This window comes from Nostoc sp. 'Peltigera membranacea cyanobiont' 232 (assembly GCF_002245985.1).
In the GTDB taxonomy this organism is placed as follows: Bacteria; Cyanobacteriota; Cyanobacteriia; order Cyanobacteriales; family Nostocaceae; genus Nostoc.
In genome coordinates this window covers 30,403-48,866 of sequence record NZ_NOLK01000045.1, presented here as the reverse complement: position 1 = coordinate 48,866, position 18,464 = coordinate 30,403, and the positions used below count along the sequence as shown (strand labels likewise).

General features: G+C 42.5%; 15 protein-coding genes. 13 read left to right on the top strand and 2 right to left on the bottom strand.

The features are described 5' to 3' along the window. Positions 1-64: 64 nt before the first annotated feature. The 11 genes from CDG79_RS17045 (at position 65) to CDG79_RS17000 (ending at position 11,771) form a co-directional block, all read left to right on the top strand. Positions 65-862 (top strand): 2OG-Fe(II)-dependent halogenase WelO5 family protein, encoded by a 798-nt coding sequence (locus CDG79_RS17045; protein ID WP_094343175.1) that lies wholly within the window; start codon positions 65-67, stop codon positions 860-862. 55 nt (positions 863-917) lie between these two features. Further along, positions 918-2,024, top strand: a complete 1,107-nt coding sequence (locus tag CDG79_RS17040; protein ID WP_094343174.1) for a zinc-binding dehydrogenase — start codon at positions 918-920, stop codon at positions 2,022-2,024. Positions 2,025-2,066: 42 nt separating this feature from the next. Further along, positions 2,067-2,888, top strand: coding sequence for a pyrroline-5-carboxylate reductase (gene proC / locus CDG79_RS17035; protein WP_094343173.1), 822 nt, complete (start codon positions 2,067-2,069; stop codon positions 2,886-2,888). 101 nt (positions 2,889-2,989) lie between these two features. After that, entirely contained in the window at positions 2,990-4,999 is a 2,010-nt protein-coding gene (locus CDG79_RS17030) for an ABC transporter ATP-binding protein/permease (RefSeq protein WP_094343172.1), read from the top strand. A gap of 246 nt (positions 5,000-5,245) precedes the next feature. Continuing rightward, a complete protein-coding gene (locus CDG79_RS17025) occupies positions 5,246-6,598 on the top strand; it encodes a histidine phosphatase family protein (RefSeq protein ID WP_094343171.1) in 1,353 nt (450 codons plus the stop codon). 172 nt (positions 6,599-6,770) lie between these two features. Then, positions 6,771-8,051: a dihydroorotase gene (locus tag CDG79_RS17020; protein WP_094343170.1), complete on the top strand. Its 1,281-nt coding sequence runs from the start codon at positions 6,771-6,773 to the stop codon at positions 8,049-8,051. Then, positions 8,029-8,181 (top strand): pentapeptide repeat-containing protein, encoded by a 153-nt coding sequence (locus CDG79_RS45500; protein WP_143855502.1) that lies wholly within the window; start codon positions 8,029-8,031, stop codon positions 8,179-8,181. The genes CDG79_RS17020 and CDG79_RS45500 overlap by 23 nt, the downstream gene beginning before the upstream one ends. Before the next feature lie 370 nt (positions 8,182-8,551). Further along, a complete protein-coding gene (locus CDG79_RS17015; RefSeq protein ID WP_094343169.1) occupies positions 8,552-9,499 on the top strand; it encodes a zinc-binding dehydrogenase in 948 nt (315 codons plus the stop codon). 101 nt (positions 9,500-9,600) lie between these two features. Continuing rightward, complete coding sequence (locus CDG79_RS17010; protein WP_223278188.1) at positions 9,601-9,954, top strand: hypothetical protein; 354 nt, start codon at positions 9,601-9,603, stop codon at positions 9,952-9,954. A gap of 26 nt (positions 9,955-9,980) precedes the next feature. Continuing rightward, positions 9,981-10,781, top strand: coding sequence for an SDR family oxidoreductase (locus CDG79_RS17005; RefSeq protein ID WP_094343168.1), 801 nt, complete (start codon positions 9,981-9,983; stop codon positions 10,779-10,781). A gap of 75 nt (positions 10,782-10,856) precedes the next feature. Beyond that, positions 10,857-11,771 carry a TauD/TfdA dioxygenase family protein gene (locus CDG79_RS17000; RefSeq protein ID WP_094343167.1) on the top strand — a complete coding sequence of 305 codons (915 nt, stop codon included), beginning with the start codon at positions 10,857-10,859 and terminating at the stop codon, positions 11,769-11,771. A 55-nt stretch (positions 11,772-11,826) separates the two neighbouring features. On the opposite strand, the gene CDG79_RS16995 is transcribed toward CDG79_RS17000, so the two are convergent. After that, complete coding sequence (locus CDG79_RS16995) at positions 11,827-12,735, bottom strand: peptidoglycan-binding protein (protein ID WP_094343166.1); 909 nt, start codon at positions 12,733-12,735, stop codon at positions 11,827-11,829. Between the two features lie 378 nt (positions 12,736-13,113). Here CDG79_RS16995 and CDG79_RS16990 point away from each other — a divergent pair, with 378 nt between their 5' ends. Together CDG79_RS16990 and CDG79_RS16985 are read left to right on the top strand one after the other, a co-directional pair. Next, positions 13,114-16,185, top strand: coding sequence for a leucine-rich repeat domain-containing protein (locus CDG79_RS16990; protein ID WP_094343165.1), 3,072 nt, complete (start codon positions 13,114-13,116; stop codon positions 16,183-16,185). A 116-nt stretch (positions 16,186-16,301) separates the two neighbouring features. Continuing rightward, positions 16,302-16,574 (top strand): hypothetical protein, encoded by a 273-nt coding sequence (locus tag CDG79_RS16985; RefSeq protein WP_094343164.1) that lies wholly within the window; start codon positions 16,302-16,304, stop codon positions 16,572-16,574. 209 nt (positions 16,575-16,783) lie between these two features. Here CDG79_RS16985 and CDG79_RS16980 read toward each other — a convergent pair whose 3' ends face one another. Next, on the bottom strand, positions 16,784-18,439 hold the full coding sequence (locus tag CDG79_RS16980; protein WP_094343163.1) for a tetratricopeptide repeat protein: 1,656 nt from the start codon (positions 18,437-18,439) through the stop codon (positions 16,784-16,786). Between the last annotated feature and the right edge of the window lie 25 nt (positions 18,440-18,464).

The following is an 18,464-nucleotide window of genomic DNA, read 5'->3' as shown; positions in this document are numbered from 1 at the left end:
CACCCGGAATTGGGAGTAACACTCCTATCAATAGGTACGATATTGAAATGGAAGGAACTGTATTATGACTACTACTTCTAACCAGATAAAATCCAAGGTTTGGGACAATAAGCAAGAGTATCCCTTAACTACAGAGTCTTTAAGAATGCTCTTGGAAAACCGAATTCCTTTAATTCGGCTAAAAGAATTTGCTACACCCCAAGAGTGTGAAACGTTAGTCGATCAAGCTGAATTGTTCAACTTTGACTGCTATCAAGATGTGAATCCCAAGATTGAGCGAATTGGGATCACAGTGTTTGAATATAATCGCATTAGTAAAGCAGCTTATTTTCAAGCAGTAGAACGCACAACTAAATTAAGAGACTGCATTATGACAGCCTCTTTTAATCCATTAGAACGCTTAATGGTGAAAATCCGAGAATGTACAGGCGCGACTGTGCGAATTGCTTCAGAACCATTCTATGGTAGTTACTACACGGGACTGATTAGAAAAATAGAGCAGGGTACTCAACTTCATCTTGATTATGCCCCGTTAGAACAATCTGGATGGGAAGTTGGTACAGTTATTTATCAGCTTTCCTGGAATTTGTACTTAAAATTTTCTGCTAATAATCATGGTAAAACACGTATTTACGATCGCCAGTGGCAACCAGGAGATGACCAATATAAACTCGACTCCTACGGCTATAGTGATACAGTAATTGCAAATGCAGATACGATCGCCTTCCAACCTTATGTAGGAGATGTGTTCATTTTCAATACACGCAATTTTCACATCGTTGAGCCGATGGATGGACAACGTGTGACTTTCACTTCTGCGATCGGATTACTTCCTAACGGTGAAATTATTTTGTGGTCTTGAAGCTGATAAGTAGGAAGCAGGAAGCAATTTGGTAAATATAGTGAGGAAGTAATTTATGCCCTTAGCAGCTGTGATGACTGCACCTAATCAACCAGTTGTAGTGCAACAATTACCAGACCCGATTCTGGAAAAGGGTGGCATCATTCTTGAAACCTTATATTCTGAGGTTTGTGGAACTGATGTACATTTACTACATGGACGTTTAGAGGGAGTACCGTATCCCATCATCCCCGGCCACTTCTCAGTTGGTCGTGTGATGGAAACAGGTGGACGGGTTATTGATGTCAATGGTAACTTAATTGAGCGTGGAGCGATCGCCACCTTTCTCGATGTCCACGAAACCTGTTACAACTGCTGGTATTGTCTAGTAGCCAAAGCATCCACTCGCTGTCCCCAACGCAAAGTTTATGGTGTCACCTACTCAGCCAAAGATGGGTTACTCGGTGGTTGGTCTCAACTAATTTACCTCAAACCAGGAGTGAAAGTTCTCACTTTACCCGAAGAAGTCTCACCAAAGCAATTCATTGCTGGGGGATGTGCTTTACCAACTGCACTACACGCTATCGATCGAGCGCAGATTCAAATTGGCGATGTTGTCGTGGTGCAGGGTTCTGGGCCTGTAGGTTTGAGTGTGGCAATTCTAGCTTTACTATCAGGTGCGGGTAAAGTAATTGTCATCGATAAATTTGAGAGCCGATTATTAGTTGCCAAATCCTTCGGTGTAGATGAAACCCTGATAATTCAGGCTGACAATCCACGACAACATATTGAGCGGGTTTTGGAATTAACAAACGGACACGGTGCTGATGTCACTATTGAAGCCACAGGCATTCCGATCGCAGTCAAAGAGGGCTTGAATATGACCAGAAATGGAGGTCGCTATGTTATTGTCGGCCATTACACAAACACGGGTGAAATTCTCATCAATCCCCACTTAGAGATTAATCTCAAACATATAGATATTCGCGGGACTTGGGGAATTGATTTCAGCCATTTTTACAGAATGATTGAATTACTAAAACGTCATAGCAATCCCAACAAAAATGTTGCTTGGGAAAATCTCATTAGTCGTTCATACACACTACAGGAAATTAATCAAGCACTGGCAGATGTAGAACATGGCTCTGTATTAAAAGCTGTGATTCAGCCGAATTTATCTTGATGCCAACTACATATCAAATGACTTGAATAATAGAGAGAAGATATGCTCACAGATTTAGAAATTGCCTTTATCGGCGGTGGCACGATGGGCGAAATTATAATTAGTAGATTGCTATCAACAAAAACTGTTCAGAAACCCGATCTAATTGTTGTTAGCGAGCCACTTGCTGCGCGATGCCTTCATTTGGAAAGTGAGTATGGAGTACGTACTACAACCTGCAATATAGAAGCCGTGCAAGGTGCATCGATTGTGATATTGGCGGTGAAGCCGCAGGTTTTGGCCTCTGTTGCGGCTATGCTGAAGGGTAAAATTTCACCGGAAGCTTTAGTAATTAGTATTGTGGCAGGAGCCAGTGTTACATCTCTATGCCAAGGGTTGAATCATCCTGCTGTTGTTCGGACAATGCCAAATATTGCAGTCCAAGTTGGTCAGGGAACTACGGTGTGGAGTGCATCATCAAGTGTGACAGAGATACAGCGATCGCATACCCAAGTAATTTTACAAGCATTAGGTAAGGAATTTGCTACCCAAAATGAACATGACCTTGATATGGCAACGGCGTTGAGTAGTGCGGGGACTGGATTTGTGTTTCTGTACATCGAAGCAATGATTGATGCTGGGGTTCAGATGGGTTTAAATCGCACACAAGCTCAAGAACTCACATTGCATACGATTGCCGGTAGTGTAGAACTTATGTTGCAGACTCATGAACATCCAGCCGTCTTACGAAACAAGGTAACTAGTCCTGGGGGAGTGACTGCTGCTGGTCTTTACGAGTTAGAAAAAGGTGGTATGCGAACTGTGATTTCTAATGCAGTGCTTGCTGCTTTGAGCCGCACTCAACAATTAGGTAATGTGAGTTGAAAAATTAGTGCTGAGTGAGGTTATTTATTCGGTCATTATTACTAATCTACGCTAAAAAGTATTAAATTTAATTTCAAAAGATTTCAGTTTATTTTTAAAATATGCCAACCCAATTTGTTCAAGCTCAACCCTCAAGAAATGCTTTTTCAGATTTTATTCAATTCTGGAAAGATGTAACAGCGATCGCCGGCCCTTACTGGTATCCCACAAAGCCAGGGGAAAGAGCCTTTTCAGATGTTATTCGCGCCTGGGGAATGCTGATTCTCCTCATATTGCTAATAATCCTCCTTGTAAGTGCAAATACTTTTAATACTTTTATTCATCGCTATTTAATTGATGTCATTATTCAAGAAAAAGATTATTCTAAATTCACTTCTACTATATCAATTTATGCTGTTGGACTTGTATTGATAACACTTTTAGTAGGATTTACTAAATTTATTAGAAAACAAATCGCTCTTGATTGGTATCAATGGCTGAATAATCATATTTTAAATAAATATTTGCACAAACGTGCTTATTATAAAATTAATTTTAAAGCCGATATTGATAACCCAGATCAACGTTTATCTCAAGAAATTGAACCAATTACCAGTAGCGCCCTCAGTTTTTCAGCGCTTTTCCTAGAAAAAGTACTGGAAATGACGACTTTTTTAATAATTGTCTGGTCAATTTCTCAACAAGTAGCTCTTGCTCTACTTGTCTATACAATTATAGGCAACTTGATTGCTGTTTATTTAAATCAAGAGTTGATTAAAATTAATCAAGCGGAACTTGAATCTAAAGCTGATTATAGTTATTCTCTAACTCATGTCCGCAATCACGCTGAGTCGATAGCATTTTTTCAAGGAGAAGGACAGGAACGAAATATAGTTCAACGGCGTTTTATTAATCTCATAAAAAATGCTAAACATAAGGTTAATTGGGAGAGAAATCAGGCAATTTTTAATAGAGGATATCGGGCTGCTATCGAATTTTTTACGCTTTTAGTACTCGCGCCTTTATTTATTAGAGGTGATATTGATTTTGGAGAAATTGGACAAGCTACTACAGCTTGCTATTTTTTTGCTGGTGCTGTGGAAGAATTAATAGGTGAATTTGGTGTTTCTGGAAGATTTTCCAGTTATGTTGAACGTTTATCTGAGTTCTCAGATGGGTTAGAAGGTGTAACTAAAGAACTAGAGAATGTAAGTACCATTAAAACAATAGAAGATAATCATTTCGCTTTTGAACATGTCACCTTACAAACGCCAAACTATGAGCAGGTAATTGTCGAAGATTTGTCTCTCGCTGTTCAGCCTGGAGAAGGTTTATTAATTGTCGGGCCTAGTGGTCGAGGTAAAAGTTCTCTGTTGAGAGCGATCGCTGGTTTGTGGAATGCGGGGACTGGTCGTCTGGTGCGACCTCCCTTAGAAGAAGTCTTATTCTTACCCCAACGTCCTTATATAATCTTAGGAACTTTGCGCGAACAGTTACTTTATCCTAAAACTAATCGTCAAATGAGCGATACAGAACTCAAAGAAGTTTTGCAACAAGTTAATTTGCAAAACTTAGTAAGTCGAGTCGATGGTTTTGATACAGAAGTTCCTTGGGAGAACATATTATCGCTAGGAGAACAACAACGTCTGGCATTTGCACGTCTGTTAGTTACTCATCCTAGATTCACTATATTAGATGAAGCAACCAGTGCGTTGGATTTGAAAAATGAAGGAAGTTTATATCAGCAGTTACAAGAGACAAAAACAACGTTTATTAGTGTTGGACATAGGGAAAGTCTATTTGATTATCACCAATGGGTTTTGGAACTTTCACAAGATTCTAGTTGGCAACTTTTGACTGTGCAGGATTATCGAAATAAAAAAGCAAGCATTACTAAACCCTCTGCAAATACTCAAATTAAAATAGATGATTCTTCTAAAGAAAAATCTCCAAATAAGTTAGAAATTAGCACAAGTGGGGGGCTTTCACATAAAGAAATGAATGCCTTAACGCCCTATTCTCTTAGCACTATTAGAAGCAAGGCAAGTAAAGGAGAGTCGATCGCTACTACGGACGGCTTTATCTACCGCTATGACAAAGACCCAAAGGGATCGAAATGGGTTAGAGTTTAGCCCGCACTTACACAGCTAATTTAGGTATTGTATAAGCACAGATTAGTAGACAACAAAACAAAGAAGTCCTGAACATAATAAACGCTCTCTAAGGAAAAATTGAGGGTTTTAAATCCACAGAGATGGATTTTGCCTGTGTAGTTACGGTTCCTAACTGCCCTTTTAACTAAATCTGCCTTTCTGGGTCGGTAATTCTGCAATCATTTTGCAGTAGAATTAATCGTCTAGATACAGGAGGGCTTTAAGATGACTCGTGTCATCATTGTGCGCCACGGTCAAAGCGGTTATAATACCGAGCGGCGTATTCAGGGACGCACTGATGCGTCAACATTAACCGAAAAAGGTCGTAACGATGCCAGTAAAGCTGGCAAAGCCCTCAGCAATATTGTATTTAATGCTATTTATAGCAGTCCCTTACAACGAGCGAAACACACAGCAGATATTATCCATAGTGAGTTAGCTACTCATCCCGAACAATCTGCTGTAATCCAAGTTTCTAATTTACTGTTAGAAATTGACCTGCCTTTATGGGAAGCACTGCTAACTTCTGAAGTTAAGCAAAAATTTGCCGAAGACTACCGCACTTGGCACCAACGCCCCAACGAACTGCGGATGCTGCTAAATGATGCACAAGGGACAAGAGAACATTTTCCTGTTCTTGCTTTATACGAACAAGCACGGCAGTTTTGGCAAGAAACTTTGTCTCAACATCAAGGCGAAACTATTCTGATAGTGGGACATAACGGCATTAATCGCGCCCTGATTAGCACAGCTTTGGGAATCTCTGCAAGTCGCTATCATTCAATCCAGCAATCTAACTGTGGCATCAGCGTACTTAATTTTGCTGGGGGATTGGGTGAACCAGTCCAGCTAGAATCTTTAAATCAGACGCAACACACTGGAGAGGCTTTACCTTCATTGCGACCGGATCATCAAGGAATACGGTTGTTGCTAGTGCGTCATGGTGAAACCGACTGGAATCGCCAAACTAGGTTTCAAGGGCAAATTGATGTTCCCCTCAATGACAACGGGAGACAACAATCGCAAAAAGCAGGCGAATTTCTTCAAGAGGTTGCGATTGATAATGCTTGCAGTAGCACCATGCTGCGCCCTAAAGAAACAGCAGAGATTATTTTAAAACAGCATCCTAATGTAAAGTTAGACTTGCAAGATGGTTTAAGAGAAATCAGCCACGGACTCTGGGAAGGAAAATTAGAAACAGAGATAGAGCAAGAATTTCCCGGAGAGTTGCAACGGTGGCGGTTAGTACCAGCCCAAGTGCAAATGCCTGAAGGGGAAAATTTGCAAGAGGTGTGGGAACGAAGCGTTGCAGCTTGGCAATCAATAGTAGAAGCCGCATCAACTAATCAGTTCAAAACTGTATTAGTAGTAGCTCACGACGCAACTAATAAAACCTTACTTTGTCACATTTTAGGTTTATCGCTGGAAAATTTCTGGAATTTCCGTCAGGGTAATGGCGCAGTCAGCGTTATCGATTACCCTTCTGGAATCGATGGTTTACCAGTATTACAAGCTATGAACATCACCACTCATTTTGGTGGTGGCGTACTAGATAAAACAGCAGCAGGGGCATTGTAAAAAAGTTAGTAGTTAGGAGTGAGGATTTAGAAATAAAGTTAGGAGTGAAAAATTATGAGTGATGAATAAAGTTAAAAATGATGAGCAAGGAATAAATAATTGATAACTCCTAACTCATAACTTATAACTCCTAACTCCTAATTTTATTCTTAACTCCTAACTAAAAAGCTTTATGACTGAACTGCTGCAAAAAGTACGAGTAATTGACCCAGTTTCTGAAATCGATGAACTCTTTGATGTGCTGATTGCTGATGGTTTTATTAAAGAAGTAGCTTCGCACATTGCTGATATTCATCCCGATACTCAAATTAGAGATTGTCAGGGATTAGTTCTCGGGCCTGGGTTAGTTGATTTGTACAGCCACTCCGGTGAACCAGGATTTGAAGAACGGGAAACCCTCTTGTCTCTTTTAAAATCTGCTGCTGCTGGCGGCTTTACCAGAGTTAGCATTCTACCCGATACATCCCCAGCTATTGATAATCCTGCACTTGTGGCACAGTTGCAGCAGAAAAGGGCAGAGGATAATTTATCTCCCCTGCTCCCCTGCTCCCCTGCTCCCCTGCTTCATATCTGGGGTGCTATTACCCTAGATGTTGCTGGGAAGCAAATGACGGAATTAGCAGATTTAGCGTCTGCTGGAGTTGTTGGTTTTACCGATGGTAAGCCCTTTGAAAATTTGGCGCTGGTGCGGCGAGTGTTAGAGTATCTCCAACCGTTGGGTAAACCAGTCGCATTTTGGCCTAGCGATCGCCAGTTAACAGCAAATGGTGTAATGAGAGAAGGGGTAGATGCTCTCCGTTTCGGTTTACCACCAATACCCGCCAGTGCAGAAACCACTGCGATCGCAGCTATGCTTGAATTGGTTGCAGCCATCGGTACACCAGTCCATATCATGCGCGTCTCCACATCTCGCAGCGTGGAATTAATCGCCTCAGCCAAAGCTGCTGGTTTACCCATCACCGCCAGCACCACCTGGATGCACCTTTTACTTGATACAAAAGCAGTTAAGAGTTATCACACTAGCTTGCATTTAGACCCGCCTTTAGGCAATCCTAGTGATGTGGCGGCGTTGCGTGCGGGGGTACGTACAGGGGTTATAGATGCGATCGCGATCGATCACACACCCTACAGCTACGAAGAAAAAGTCCAAGCCTTTGCCGAAGCGCCTCCAGGAGCAATTGGTTTAGAGTTAGCATTACCTTTGCTGTGGCAATATCTGGTTGAAACGGAAGAATTTACAGCTTTACAATTATGGCGGGCATTGAGTGTTAGTCCAGCAGAGTGTTTGGGGCAAAAAGTCAGTGCGATTCTACCTCATCAACCAGCAGAACTTACTTTATTTGATCCCCAGCAAATCTGGAAAGTCGAACGAAAAAGTCTTTATACACTTTCACAAAATACACCTTGGTTGGGACAACAAATGAAGGGTCATGTTGTGCAAACCTGGTGTTGAAAAATGCAATAATTTAACCAATGCAGACTTAGGAAAGGCAAATTTAACGGGAGTAAATCTCGACAGAGCTAAAATATGTCCTCCAGTTGTCCGATTTGCAGTGATGGTTAAAATAGTTATCCAGAAATAACGCTTGAATTTCATCACACCAAAGATATAAAAGTTCTTAATTTTGAATTTTCCCATACTGCCTAGCAAAATCTAGAGAAACTTGGAAAGCAGCTAGTCATACAGCCAGGTAGGAGGTTGACAGCGAGTAGCTTACAACACAGCAATGGTTACATCCATTGGTGAAACAAATTTTTTTGCAAGGTGCTTGATTATTCTGGCTGTCTGTGATAGTTTCGTCTTATATTTAAATACGGTAACACAATAGAGTTGCCGTATTTTATGAAATTTCGTTAACCTAGTTACAAGGATTTGGAATCGAGTTTATCTATTGCACGCAGTACATTGCGAACCAACGAACTAGAAATTAATCTTTAAGCCAGGGCAACCTTATGAGCAAAATACGTGCTGTGATTGTTGACCCCAATGTGCCAGGGCGTTTGGCACTGAGTGAAGTGAATACACCAAAGCCTGCTCCAGATGAAGCTCTAGTCAGGGTAGCGGCGATTTCTCTGAATCGGGGAGAAATAAAACGTTCAACCACTGCTGAGGCTGGTTGGCAGCCTGGTTGGGACTTGGCAGGTGTAGTGGAAATCCCTGCGGCTGATGGGTCAGGACCTCCCCAAGAGGCGCGTGTAGTTGGCTTACGCCGCGGCGGTGCTTGGGCGGAACTTGTATCTGTTCCTACTAACGCCTTAGCAGAACTGCCGCCATCGGTATCTTTTGCTCAAGCTGCCACACTGCCTGTAGCGGGTCTAACTGCATACCATGCAGTTTTAAAAGGTGGTTCACTTTTAGGTCGTCCAGTTTTAGTTACAGGTGCATCAGGAGGGGTTGGTTACTTCGCTATCCAATTGGCGCGACTGTCAGGGGCGCAAGTTGTGGCACATATTCGTCAAGCTGGCTATGAAACTCTAGTTAGAGAAGCAGGGGCACAATCAGTAGTGATTAGCGAAGACCTTTCACCTGCCAGTGAGTATGGCCCTTATCATCTAATTATTGAGTCAGTGGGTGGCAAGACATTGGGGGTAGCCCTTGGCTTACTGGCACAGGATGGCAAAACTGTTCTGTATGGAGTATCTGGGGGAGCAGAGGTGACATTCAACGCTGCCCAATTTTTTGGTACTGGTAGCGTGAGCCTGTATGGTTTACGTCTGTTTGATGAATTGAGATTTGAATCAGCCGCAGTCGGTCTAAAACGGCTTTTGAGTCTAGTAGAAGCCGGTCAGTTGCATCCTCACATTGATTTAGAAGCTTCTTGGACACAAATAGCTGATGTAGCGCAACAACTACTTGACAGGCGTTTTCCTGGTAAGGCTGTGTTGCACATTTCAAGTTGAGTATTACGGAATAATTCGTAATTAATTCTCTTTTCATACACTCATTTATGGAGAAAGACTAATTTTCTTGCTTATTGCAATCAAGCAGATTTATTAGTGGGGTGATAAATACGAATTATGCTGACTTCTGGTTCAAGCTAGATCGACTTGTAGCAGCTAGTAATCTCAAGATAGATCGCCCAAAAGGAACATCACATCCACGTTATCCATCTTTCGTTTATCAACTGGATTATGGATATTTACAAGATACTCAATCTGGAGATGGAAATAATATTGATGTCTGGATAGATAGCTTGTTGAATCAAACAGTAACTGCCGTTATTTGTAGTATTGATTTAGAAAAGCGGGATACAGAAATCAAGATACTTCTGGGTTGTACATCTGAGGAAAGACAAGCCATTTTAGATATCCATAATACAGGCTCTCAATCGGCAATATTATTGGTTCGCAAATAAATTAGCATTTATGAGTGTAAATTTGTATGAGTTTAGAACTAAAACTATCAGGTAAAACTGCGATCGTCACAGGAGGAAGTGCGGGAATTGGTTTAGCTACTGCCAAAGCCCTTTATAGCGAAGGTGTAAATGTTGCGATCGCAGCCCGCAATCAAGAAAGACTAGACAATGCAGTAGCTGCCATCCAATCTCTACCTACCCCAGGGGCAAAAGTTATTGCCATCAGTGCTGATTTAACAAAAGCAGAGGATATTGAGAAAGTTGTTTCAACTACCTTAGCCCAGTTTAATCAGATTGATATCTTGATTAATAACGCTGGTTCAGCCCGTGCTGGATCTTTCCTTGAATCCACTGATGATTTATTTTTGGATGCTTGGAACTTAAAATTATTGGGCTACATCCGCCTAGTCAGAGCCGTCGTTCCCCATCAAAAAAGCCGGGGTGATGGACGGATTGTTAATATAGTTGGTGGTGCAGGACGTACACCTCGCCCTAACTTTCTAGCCGGTGGTACAAGCAATGCGGCTCTGCTCAACTTCACAAAAGGCATTTCTAAAGAGTTAGCTGAGTATAAGATTCGTATTAATGCCATATCGCCCGGTGCTACAGCTACTGAGCGTGCCGAAACTTTAGCTCGGCAAAACGCCCAAGCGCAAGGGATTACCGTAGAGGAAGTGAAGGCACAAAGCATCCAAAGTATTCCTTTAAAAAGAATCGCCCAGCCAGAAGAAATTGCCGCATTAGCGTTATTTTTGGTGTCCGATCTAGCGGCATCGATTACAGGAACAGAGATTATCGTTGATGGCGGTTCTACTCCTGGTATTTAGCTGACGCAATGAATTCAGACGCGATTCATCGCGTCTCTACATTTGTAAAAACATAAACTTATTGGAGATAAAAACATGGGTTCTCAATACTTTGATATCAAACCAGTTGCAGGACGGATCGGTGCTGAAATTATTGGTGTTAACCTGAGTTCTCACCTTAGCGATGACATTATCAGCGATATTCGCAAGACTTTAGTCAAACACAAAGCGATCTTTTTCCGAGGTCAGCAACAACTTGATGCTGATGGACAAGTTGCCTTCGCTCGTCGTTTCGGTAAACTCACAACAGCCCATCCCACTGTACCATCGCTGCCTGAAAATCCAGAAGTTTTAGACCTGAATTATGGGCGCACCACTTCCCGCGCCAATAACTGGCATACCGATGTGACATTTGTAGACAGTCCTCCTCTCGGCTCTATCTTACGAGCGCTTGAAATTCCTCCGACCGGTGGCGATACAATCTGGGCAAACTCTGTGACTGCATACCAAGACTTACCTACCCATCTGCGTAATCTCGCCGATCAACTTTGGGCGGTACACAGCAACGCTTACGACTATGCAACTGGATTCGACCTACCTGAAGATGTCAAAGCTCAACGGGCTGTCTTCACCTCGACTATATACGAGACTCTGCACCCAGTTGTACGCATCCATCCTGAATCTGGGGAGCGTGGACTATTTATCGGTGGATTTGTGCGCCAGTTCCGTGGCTTATCAACGACTGAATCGGATGATATTCTCCGGCTGTTGCAAGCATACATAACACGTCCTGAGAACACAGTTCGTTGGCGTTGGCAAGTTGGTGATGTAGCCTTTTGGGATAATCGGGCTACTCAACATTATGCGATCGCAGATTACGAAAACCAGCCCCGCCGCGTTCAACGAGTGACAATTGTCGGCGATCTCCCAGTTGGCATTGATGGTAAACAAAGTGAGGCTATCAAGGGAGACGCTTCTGAATACAACCGACGCGAGGCGGTGACTGCGTAATATTTGGGTATTGAGCATTCCGCATGGGGCAGAATGCTGCCCCTAAGAGGATATTTTAACCTGGAAAAGTTTTGAGAAAATCATCCCCAGGAATCACGCTAGTGTAAAAAGTGTATTTGCGATTAGCGACATAACGGCGGTCTTGTTTAATAATCCTCATAAACTCTCTATGTCCGTCACGAGTCCGTCCTACTAAACAACCCGCACTAGCAAGGCGAATATCATTCCTGGGGAAATCAAAGCCGTAGTGTTGATTCACATAAAAATTATCACCTGTATCAAGCTTGTCGCCAGTCCGTTTAAAATCTTGGTTGAAATCTCTACAAACAGTTATATCTCCAACTTGCACTAATGCTTCGTGAGGTTCTGCTGTGCCGTGGATGCCAACAGACCAAGCTTTATATTGCCCAAACTGAATTCTTGCTGCTCCTTTGGGATTCATCGGATTATAAGTGTAGTACTTCCCTGGTTCTGTAGTAGCTTCCCAGTGATCTACGATTTTGGGAACGCCATTTACTACTTCAATGACAATCCGGCGATCGTTAAATTCATTGGGTGCATCATTGTTGAGATTCCAGTCTGCATTTATACCTTCAATATAAACAATGTTATATTCTTTTGGATTGGTGAATACTTGATAATTTTTGGATAGCAAGTATTTCACAATCCTACTAGCAATGTCATTACCAAGTTTTAAGGGAGGTTGAGGAAGATCGTCTATTTTAATTTCAATCAGTTTCTTGGCTGTGATTGCTCCTAAAAAGCCACTCTCTTCAGTCTTTGCTAATTCTTGAAATTTTTTGAGAGATATTACAGAAACAGGGCCAAATATCCCATCGGCTGGAGGTTCTAGCAAACCTAAGCCGATTAACAATATCTGAATCTGACGAGTCAAGTCTGCATCTTGTGCGATCGCATCAAATGACCATTTCTCATCTTTTCCCAAGAAATCTTGTAGTTTCATTATGCACCTGCTTTCATTTACTTACTTCTAAGTATAAACGTCATTTTAAAATTTGATGTTGTTTGAAACTATACTCTTGGCTAGAACACGACATCACAATTTTTACTATTAATTTATGATTCTGCACACAAAAATTCACAGATATTACACTGAAGAAAAAACTATTTATTGGCAATATATATTAAATTTTTTTCGGTAATATGGTTCGAGTTCAGAGGTTGAATGGTGAACGATTTCGTAGGGGCACAGGAGTCTGCAATTATTGGACATTGCCTCAATGAAATCCTTGATACAGGCTACATTATTAATTAGCTCAATTTCTCTGCTGCGCGTCCAAGCAGCAAATCGTCGTCAGGCTTCGCCTCTGTAAAACCCGAAATGACTAACGAAGAACTGCTGCAAATTATTGAACAAGCTGTCAGAGACAATGTGACAAAATTAAACCTTTCTGGCAGAAGCTTAACAACTTTGCCACCGGAAATTGGACAACTCACCAACCTGCAAACCCTCGACCTCAGCGACAATCAACTGAGCAGTCTGCCACCGGAAATTGGACAACTCACCAACCTGCAATCCCTTGACCTTGACAACAATCAACTGAGCAGTCTGCCAGCGGAAATTGGACAACTCACCAACCTGCAATCCCTTGACCTCCGCAGCGATCAACTAAGCAGTCTGCCAGCAGAAATTGGACAACTCACCAACCTGCGATCACTCTACCTCTACAACAATAAACTGAGCAGTCTGCCAGCGGAAATTGGACAACTCACCAACCTGCAATCTCTCTACCTCGACGGTAATCAACTGAGCAGTCTGCCAGCGGAAATTGGACAACTCACCAACCTGCAATCTCTCTACCTCCGCGGTAATCAACTGAGCAGTCTGCCAGCGGAAATTGGACAACTCACCAACCTGCAATCCTTCGACCTCAGCAGTAATCAACTGAGCAGTCTGCCAGCGGAAATTGGACAACTCACCAACTTGCAATCCCTCGACCTCAGCAGTAATCAACTGAGCAGTCTGCCAGCGGAAATTGGACAACTCACCAACTTGCAATCTCTCAACCTCCGCAGTAATCAACTGAGCAGTCTGCCAGCGGAAATTGGGCAACTCACCAACCTGCAATTCCTCTACCTCAGCAGTAATCAACTCAGCAGTCTGCCAAGGGAAATCAGGCAACTACCAAACTTGAAAAAGCTGGATCTTCGTAGGAACCCAGTCCCCATTCCACCTGAGATTTTGGGATCGAAGGATTTAACTAAAGCTCCGGGTGATGTGAATGAAATTCTCGATTTTTATTTCCGAGTGCAAGATCCAACGGAAACCGAACCCTTCTACGAAGCAAAATTCTTGATTGTTGGCGAAGGGGGAGCTGGTAAAACCTCTTTAGCCAAAAAAATCAAGGATGAAACCTACGAACTCCAGCCAGAAGAGAAATCAACCCAAGGCATTGAAGTCATCCGGTGGCACTTCACACAGCCCAATGGCAAAGATTTTCGCGTCAACATCTGGGATTTTGGCGGTCAGGAAATCTACCACCAAACCCATCAGTTTTTCCTCAGCAAGCGTTCTCTCTATGCCTTAGTTGCCGATACTCGCAAAGAAAACACTGGTTTTTACTGGTGGTTGAAGGTTGTTGAACTCTTGAGCGACAAAAGTCCAGTTTTTATCATCAAAAACGAAAGACAAGACCGTCAGTGCGAAGTCGATAGGGGGCAGTTACAAGGAGAATTTGACAATCTCAAAGAAATTCTGCCAACCAATTTAGATACTAATCGCGGTTTAGCAGAGATTAAAAAAGCTATTCAGCTTTACATCAGTAATCTTGACCACGTTGCTACACCTTTACCAAAACTCTGGGTAAGAGTCAGAAACGCTCTAGAGAACAATTCCCGAAATTACATCAGCGTTGAAGAATACTTTACCCTTTGCCGAGTCAATAATTTAACTGACAAGAAAGACATGCTGCGCTTGAGTAGCTATTTACATGACCTTGGCGTTTGCCTGCACTTTCAAGACGATTCTACACTAAAACATTACGTCATCCTCAAACCTGAATGGGCGACAACTGCCGTTTACAAAGTTTTGGACAGTCAAACTGTCAAGCAAGAGCTAGGTTGTTTTACCAAAGAAAACCTCAAAGATATTTGGCAAGACGGCGAATATGCAGATATGCGAGATGAACTCCTGCAATTAATGATGCGGTTCAAGCTTTGCTACGAAATTCCTGGCCGCCCTAACATTTATATTGCACCGCAATTGCTTTCCATTGAAAAAGCTAATTATACCTGGGACGATCGCAACAACCTAATCCTGCGCTACGGCTATACATTCATGCCCAAAGGCATCCTCACCCGCTTTATTGTCGAAACACACCCTTGGATTGAACAGCAAGAAATCGTTTGGAAAAACGGTGTTGTTCTCAACAAAGACCAAACTCGTGCTGAAATCATTGAAAACTACAATCAACGGGAAATTAAAATCCGTGTAGCCGGAAACCGCAAAAAAGAATTGATGGCTGTCATCACCCATGAACTCGAAAAAATCCACAACTCTTATGAACGTTTGCAATATCAAACCCTAGTTCCTTGTAACTGCGAAAAATGTGAAGGAAGCCAAACTCTTTATAGTTATCCTCTGAACGAACTGCGTGAGTTCATAGATGATGGTGCTTACCTCATTCAATGCAGGAAAAGCCGTCAAATGGTAGATGTCCGCAGGTTAATTGATGATGTCATGTTCCAACCCGATAGACCAGATAAGGAACTCAACCCCCAGGTTGTACAGTTGCAAAAAGAACTGGAACGAAAGCGAGATGAATCATTGACCCATCGGTTACGAGATAGCAATCAAGAAGAAAAACCCATCATGAATAGTCAGTCTGTAATGGAGTTCGAGAAGGAAATTTTCATCTCTTATGCTTGGGGTGGAGAAAGTGAGCAATTTGTCAATCAATTAGATGAGACTTTGCAGGCAAAAGGAATCAAAATCATCCGCGATAAACGCGATTTGGGCTACAAAGGACTGATTAAAGCCTTTATGGAACGGATTGGACGCGGTAAATGTGCGATCGCAGTTATTAGTGACAAATATTTAAAATCTCCCAATTGCATGTTTGAGCTAGTGCAAATTGCTAAAAATGGTGAATTTTATCATCGAATTTTCCCGATTGTGTTATCGGATGCCCAAATTTATAAGGCTGTTGCAAGACTTAAATATATTAAGCATTGGGAAGACGAAATTAGAGAATTGGACGAAGGGATGAGAGAAGTTGGTGCAGCTAATTTACAGGGATTTCGTGAAGAAATTGACCAATACACCGAGATTCGCAACACGATCGCGGAACTGACTAACCTGCTAAAAGATATGAACACGCTGACTTCTGATATTCACAGCGAATCAGACTTTGAGGAATTGCTGAATGCGATCGCACACCGTTTAGATGAGTAAAAATAGCCTATTGATTAAGCTCAGAGGTTGAGCAATGTCTCCGATGGGCTAGACCCTACGCCCTTTTAACTCGACAATTTGTGTTCTGAGGTGCAAGCTTTAAGTTTAGAAGTAGAATGATGAGGGTTAAAAGCGCAACTTCGAGGATAAAAGACGCAACTTCGAGGACAAAAGGTGCAACTGCGAGGATAAAAGGCTCAACTTTGAGGGTTAAAGGCTCAACTTCGAGGATAAAAGGTGCAACTTCCGAGTTCAGAACTCGAATTGTGAGGGTTAAAGCCGCAATTTCGATGATAAAAGGTGCAACTTCCAGGATAAAAGCCGCAACTTCGAGGATAAAAGGTCAAGCGATGTCTACGACGGGCTACGCCTACGCCTTTTTTGCTTGACAATTCTTGTTCCAAAGTGAAAGCTTCGTGTTCAGAGGTAGAATGATGAGGTTTTGAGGTGGAGTGATCGCCCTTTTTGCTCGACAATTGGTGTTCCAGACTAGAAAGATGAAGCTTTGAGGTTGAGCGATACCTTCGGCACACTTCGTGAACGCATCGTAAACAACAGGCATTCGCACATTTGTGAGATGAATAAAACTGAGAATATTCTACTCACCAAACAAACGCCCCCAAAAACCCTTCTTCTCATTCCTATAAATCTCTAAGTTCTTACGAAAAAGAGTGCTACTAGGATCGAGGCGAACAGCTATTTCCAGTTCGGCGATCGCTTGTTCCAACTTCCCTTGACCTTTTAGTGCTATACCCAGGTTATTGTGAGCGTTTGCAATGTTTTGGTCGATTTGCAAAGCTCTTTGGTAGGCGGCGATCGCTTGTTCCAACTTCCCTTGATCGTACAGTGCTAAACCCAGGTTAGAGTGAGCGATTGCAATGTTTGGGTCGATTTGCAAAGCTCTTTGGTAGGCGGCGATCGCTTGTTCCAACTTCCCTTGAGAGTGCAGTGCTATACCCAGGTTAGAGTGAGCGTTTGCAAAGTTTGGGTCGATTTGCAAAGCTCTTTGGTAGGCGGCGATCGCTTCTTCCAACTTCCCTTGAGCGGACAGTGCTAAACCCAGGTTAGAGTGAGCGATTGCATAGTTTGGGTCGATTTGCAAAGCTCTTTGGTAGGCGGCGATCGCTTCTTCCAACTTCCCTTGACCTTTTAGTGCTATACCCAGGTTATTGTGAGCGATTATAGAGTTCGGGTCAAGACGGAGGGCTGCTTTGTACTTGATGGCTGCTTCCTCGAACTTTTTAGCTTCGCGCAAACGATCTGCTTCATTAATCAGGCTTGTGACTTTATCTTGGCGCTTTTCTTGCTCTTGTGCAGTGACTTGCTCCTCAAGCTGAGTTACATCCTCATCCCTGAGTTTTAGCATCTGCTGATAATTCTTTAGTCCTTCACGGCTATGATTACTAAGTGGATACTCCCATTGCAGGATTTCGATTAATTTTTGTTCGTATTGTCGCAACTTTTGCTGATAGTCCTCCAGTGATACCTCTACCTTTTGAACACTGACAACCTTTAGATACAAATCTCCCCGTTGATTGGTTATCGGGTTAAGTTTACCTTTACCTCGAATCCGCAGTTTCTTACCAGGACTAAAACCAGATGGAACAGTCACAGTAATTGAGCCATCATCCAGTGCAATTTTCTTTTCTGTACCGTAGGTCAATTCAGCAATACTCAGAGGGAGTTCTAGCGTCAGATCAGTTTCAACTTGATTGCCAGGTTGAGATGGAGCATTATCTGTTACGGGTTTGAGAGCAAGAGGCTTTTGGTTTGCTGAACTGTCTTTGGGAGGTAAGTAATTCGAGCTAGCAACTAATCGCTCCACCTCTTGCCGAATTCCCTTGACAACTTCTAAGAATGCTTCATCTCGGTCATCCCACTTTGTTATCGGTTTGCGATTACTAGGCAGGGGTGACAATTTATCAATGGGAGGATTGTCCCAATCTGTAGGGCGTAACAATACCGGAATCACACGAGCCTTACCTGCGGCATTTTGTTCTAAGGCTCGTGTAACTTCAAGTGTCCAGTGAGAGTCTGAAGCAATGAAATCTGGACTTACCAACAGTAGGATTAATCCAGCCCGTTTGAGATACTTATTAATTTCATTTTGAGACTCTTGCCCAGCAACCGTTTTGCCATTGTGCCAACTGGTAATAGTTTGTTCCCGCACCAAAGTCGCTAGATGCTTCTCTAACTCTTCGCGCAGTTCTTCATCTTTTTGGTGATAAGAAATAAAAACTTCAATAGACTTCATAGGAAATATGGCAAGACGCTGACTG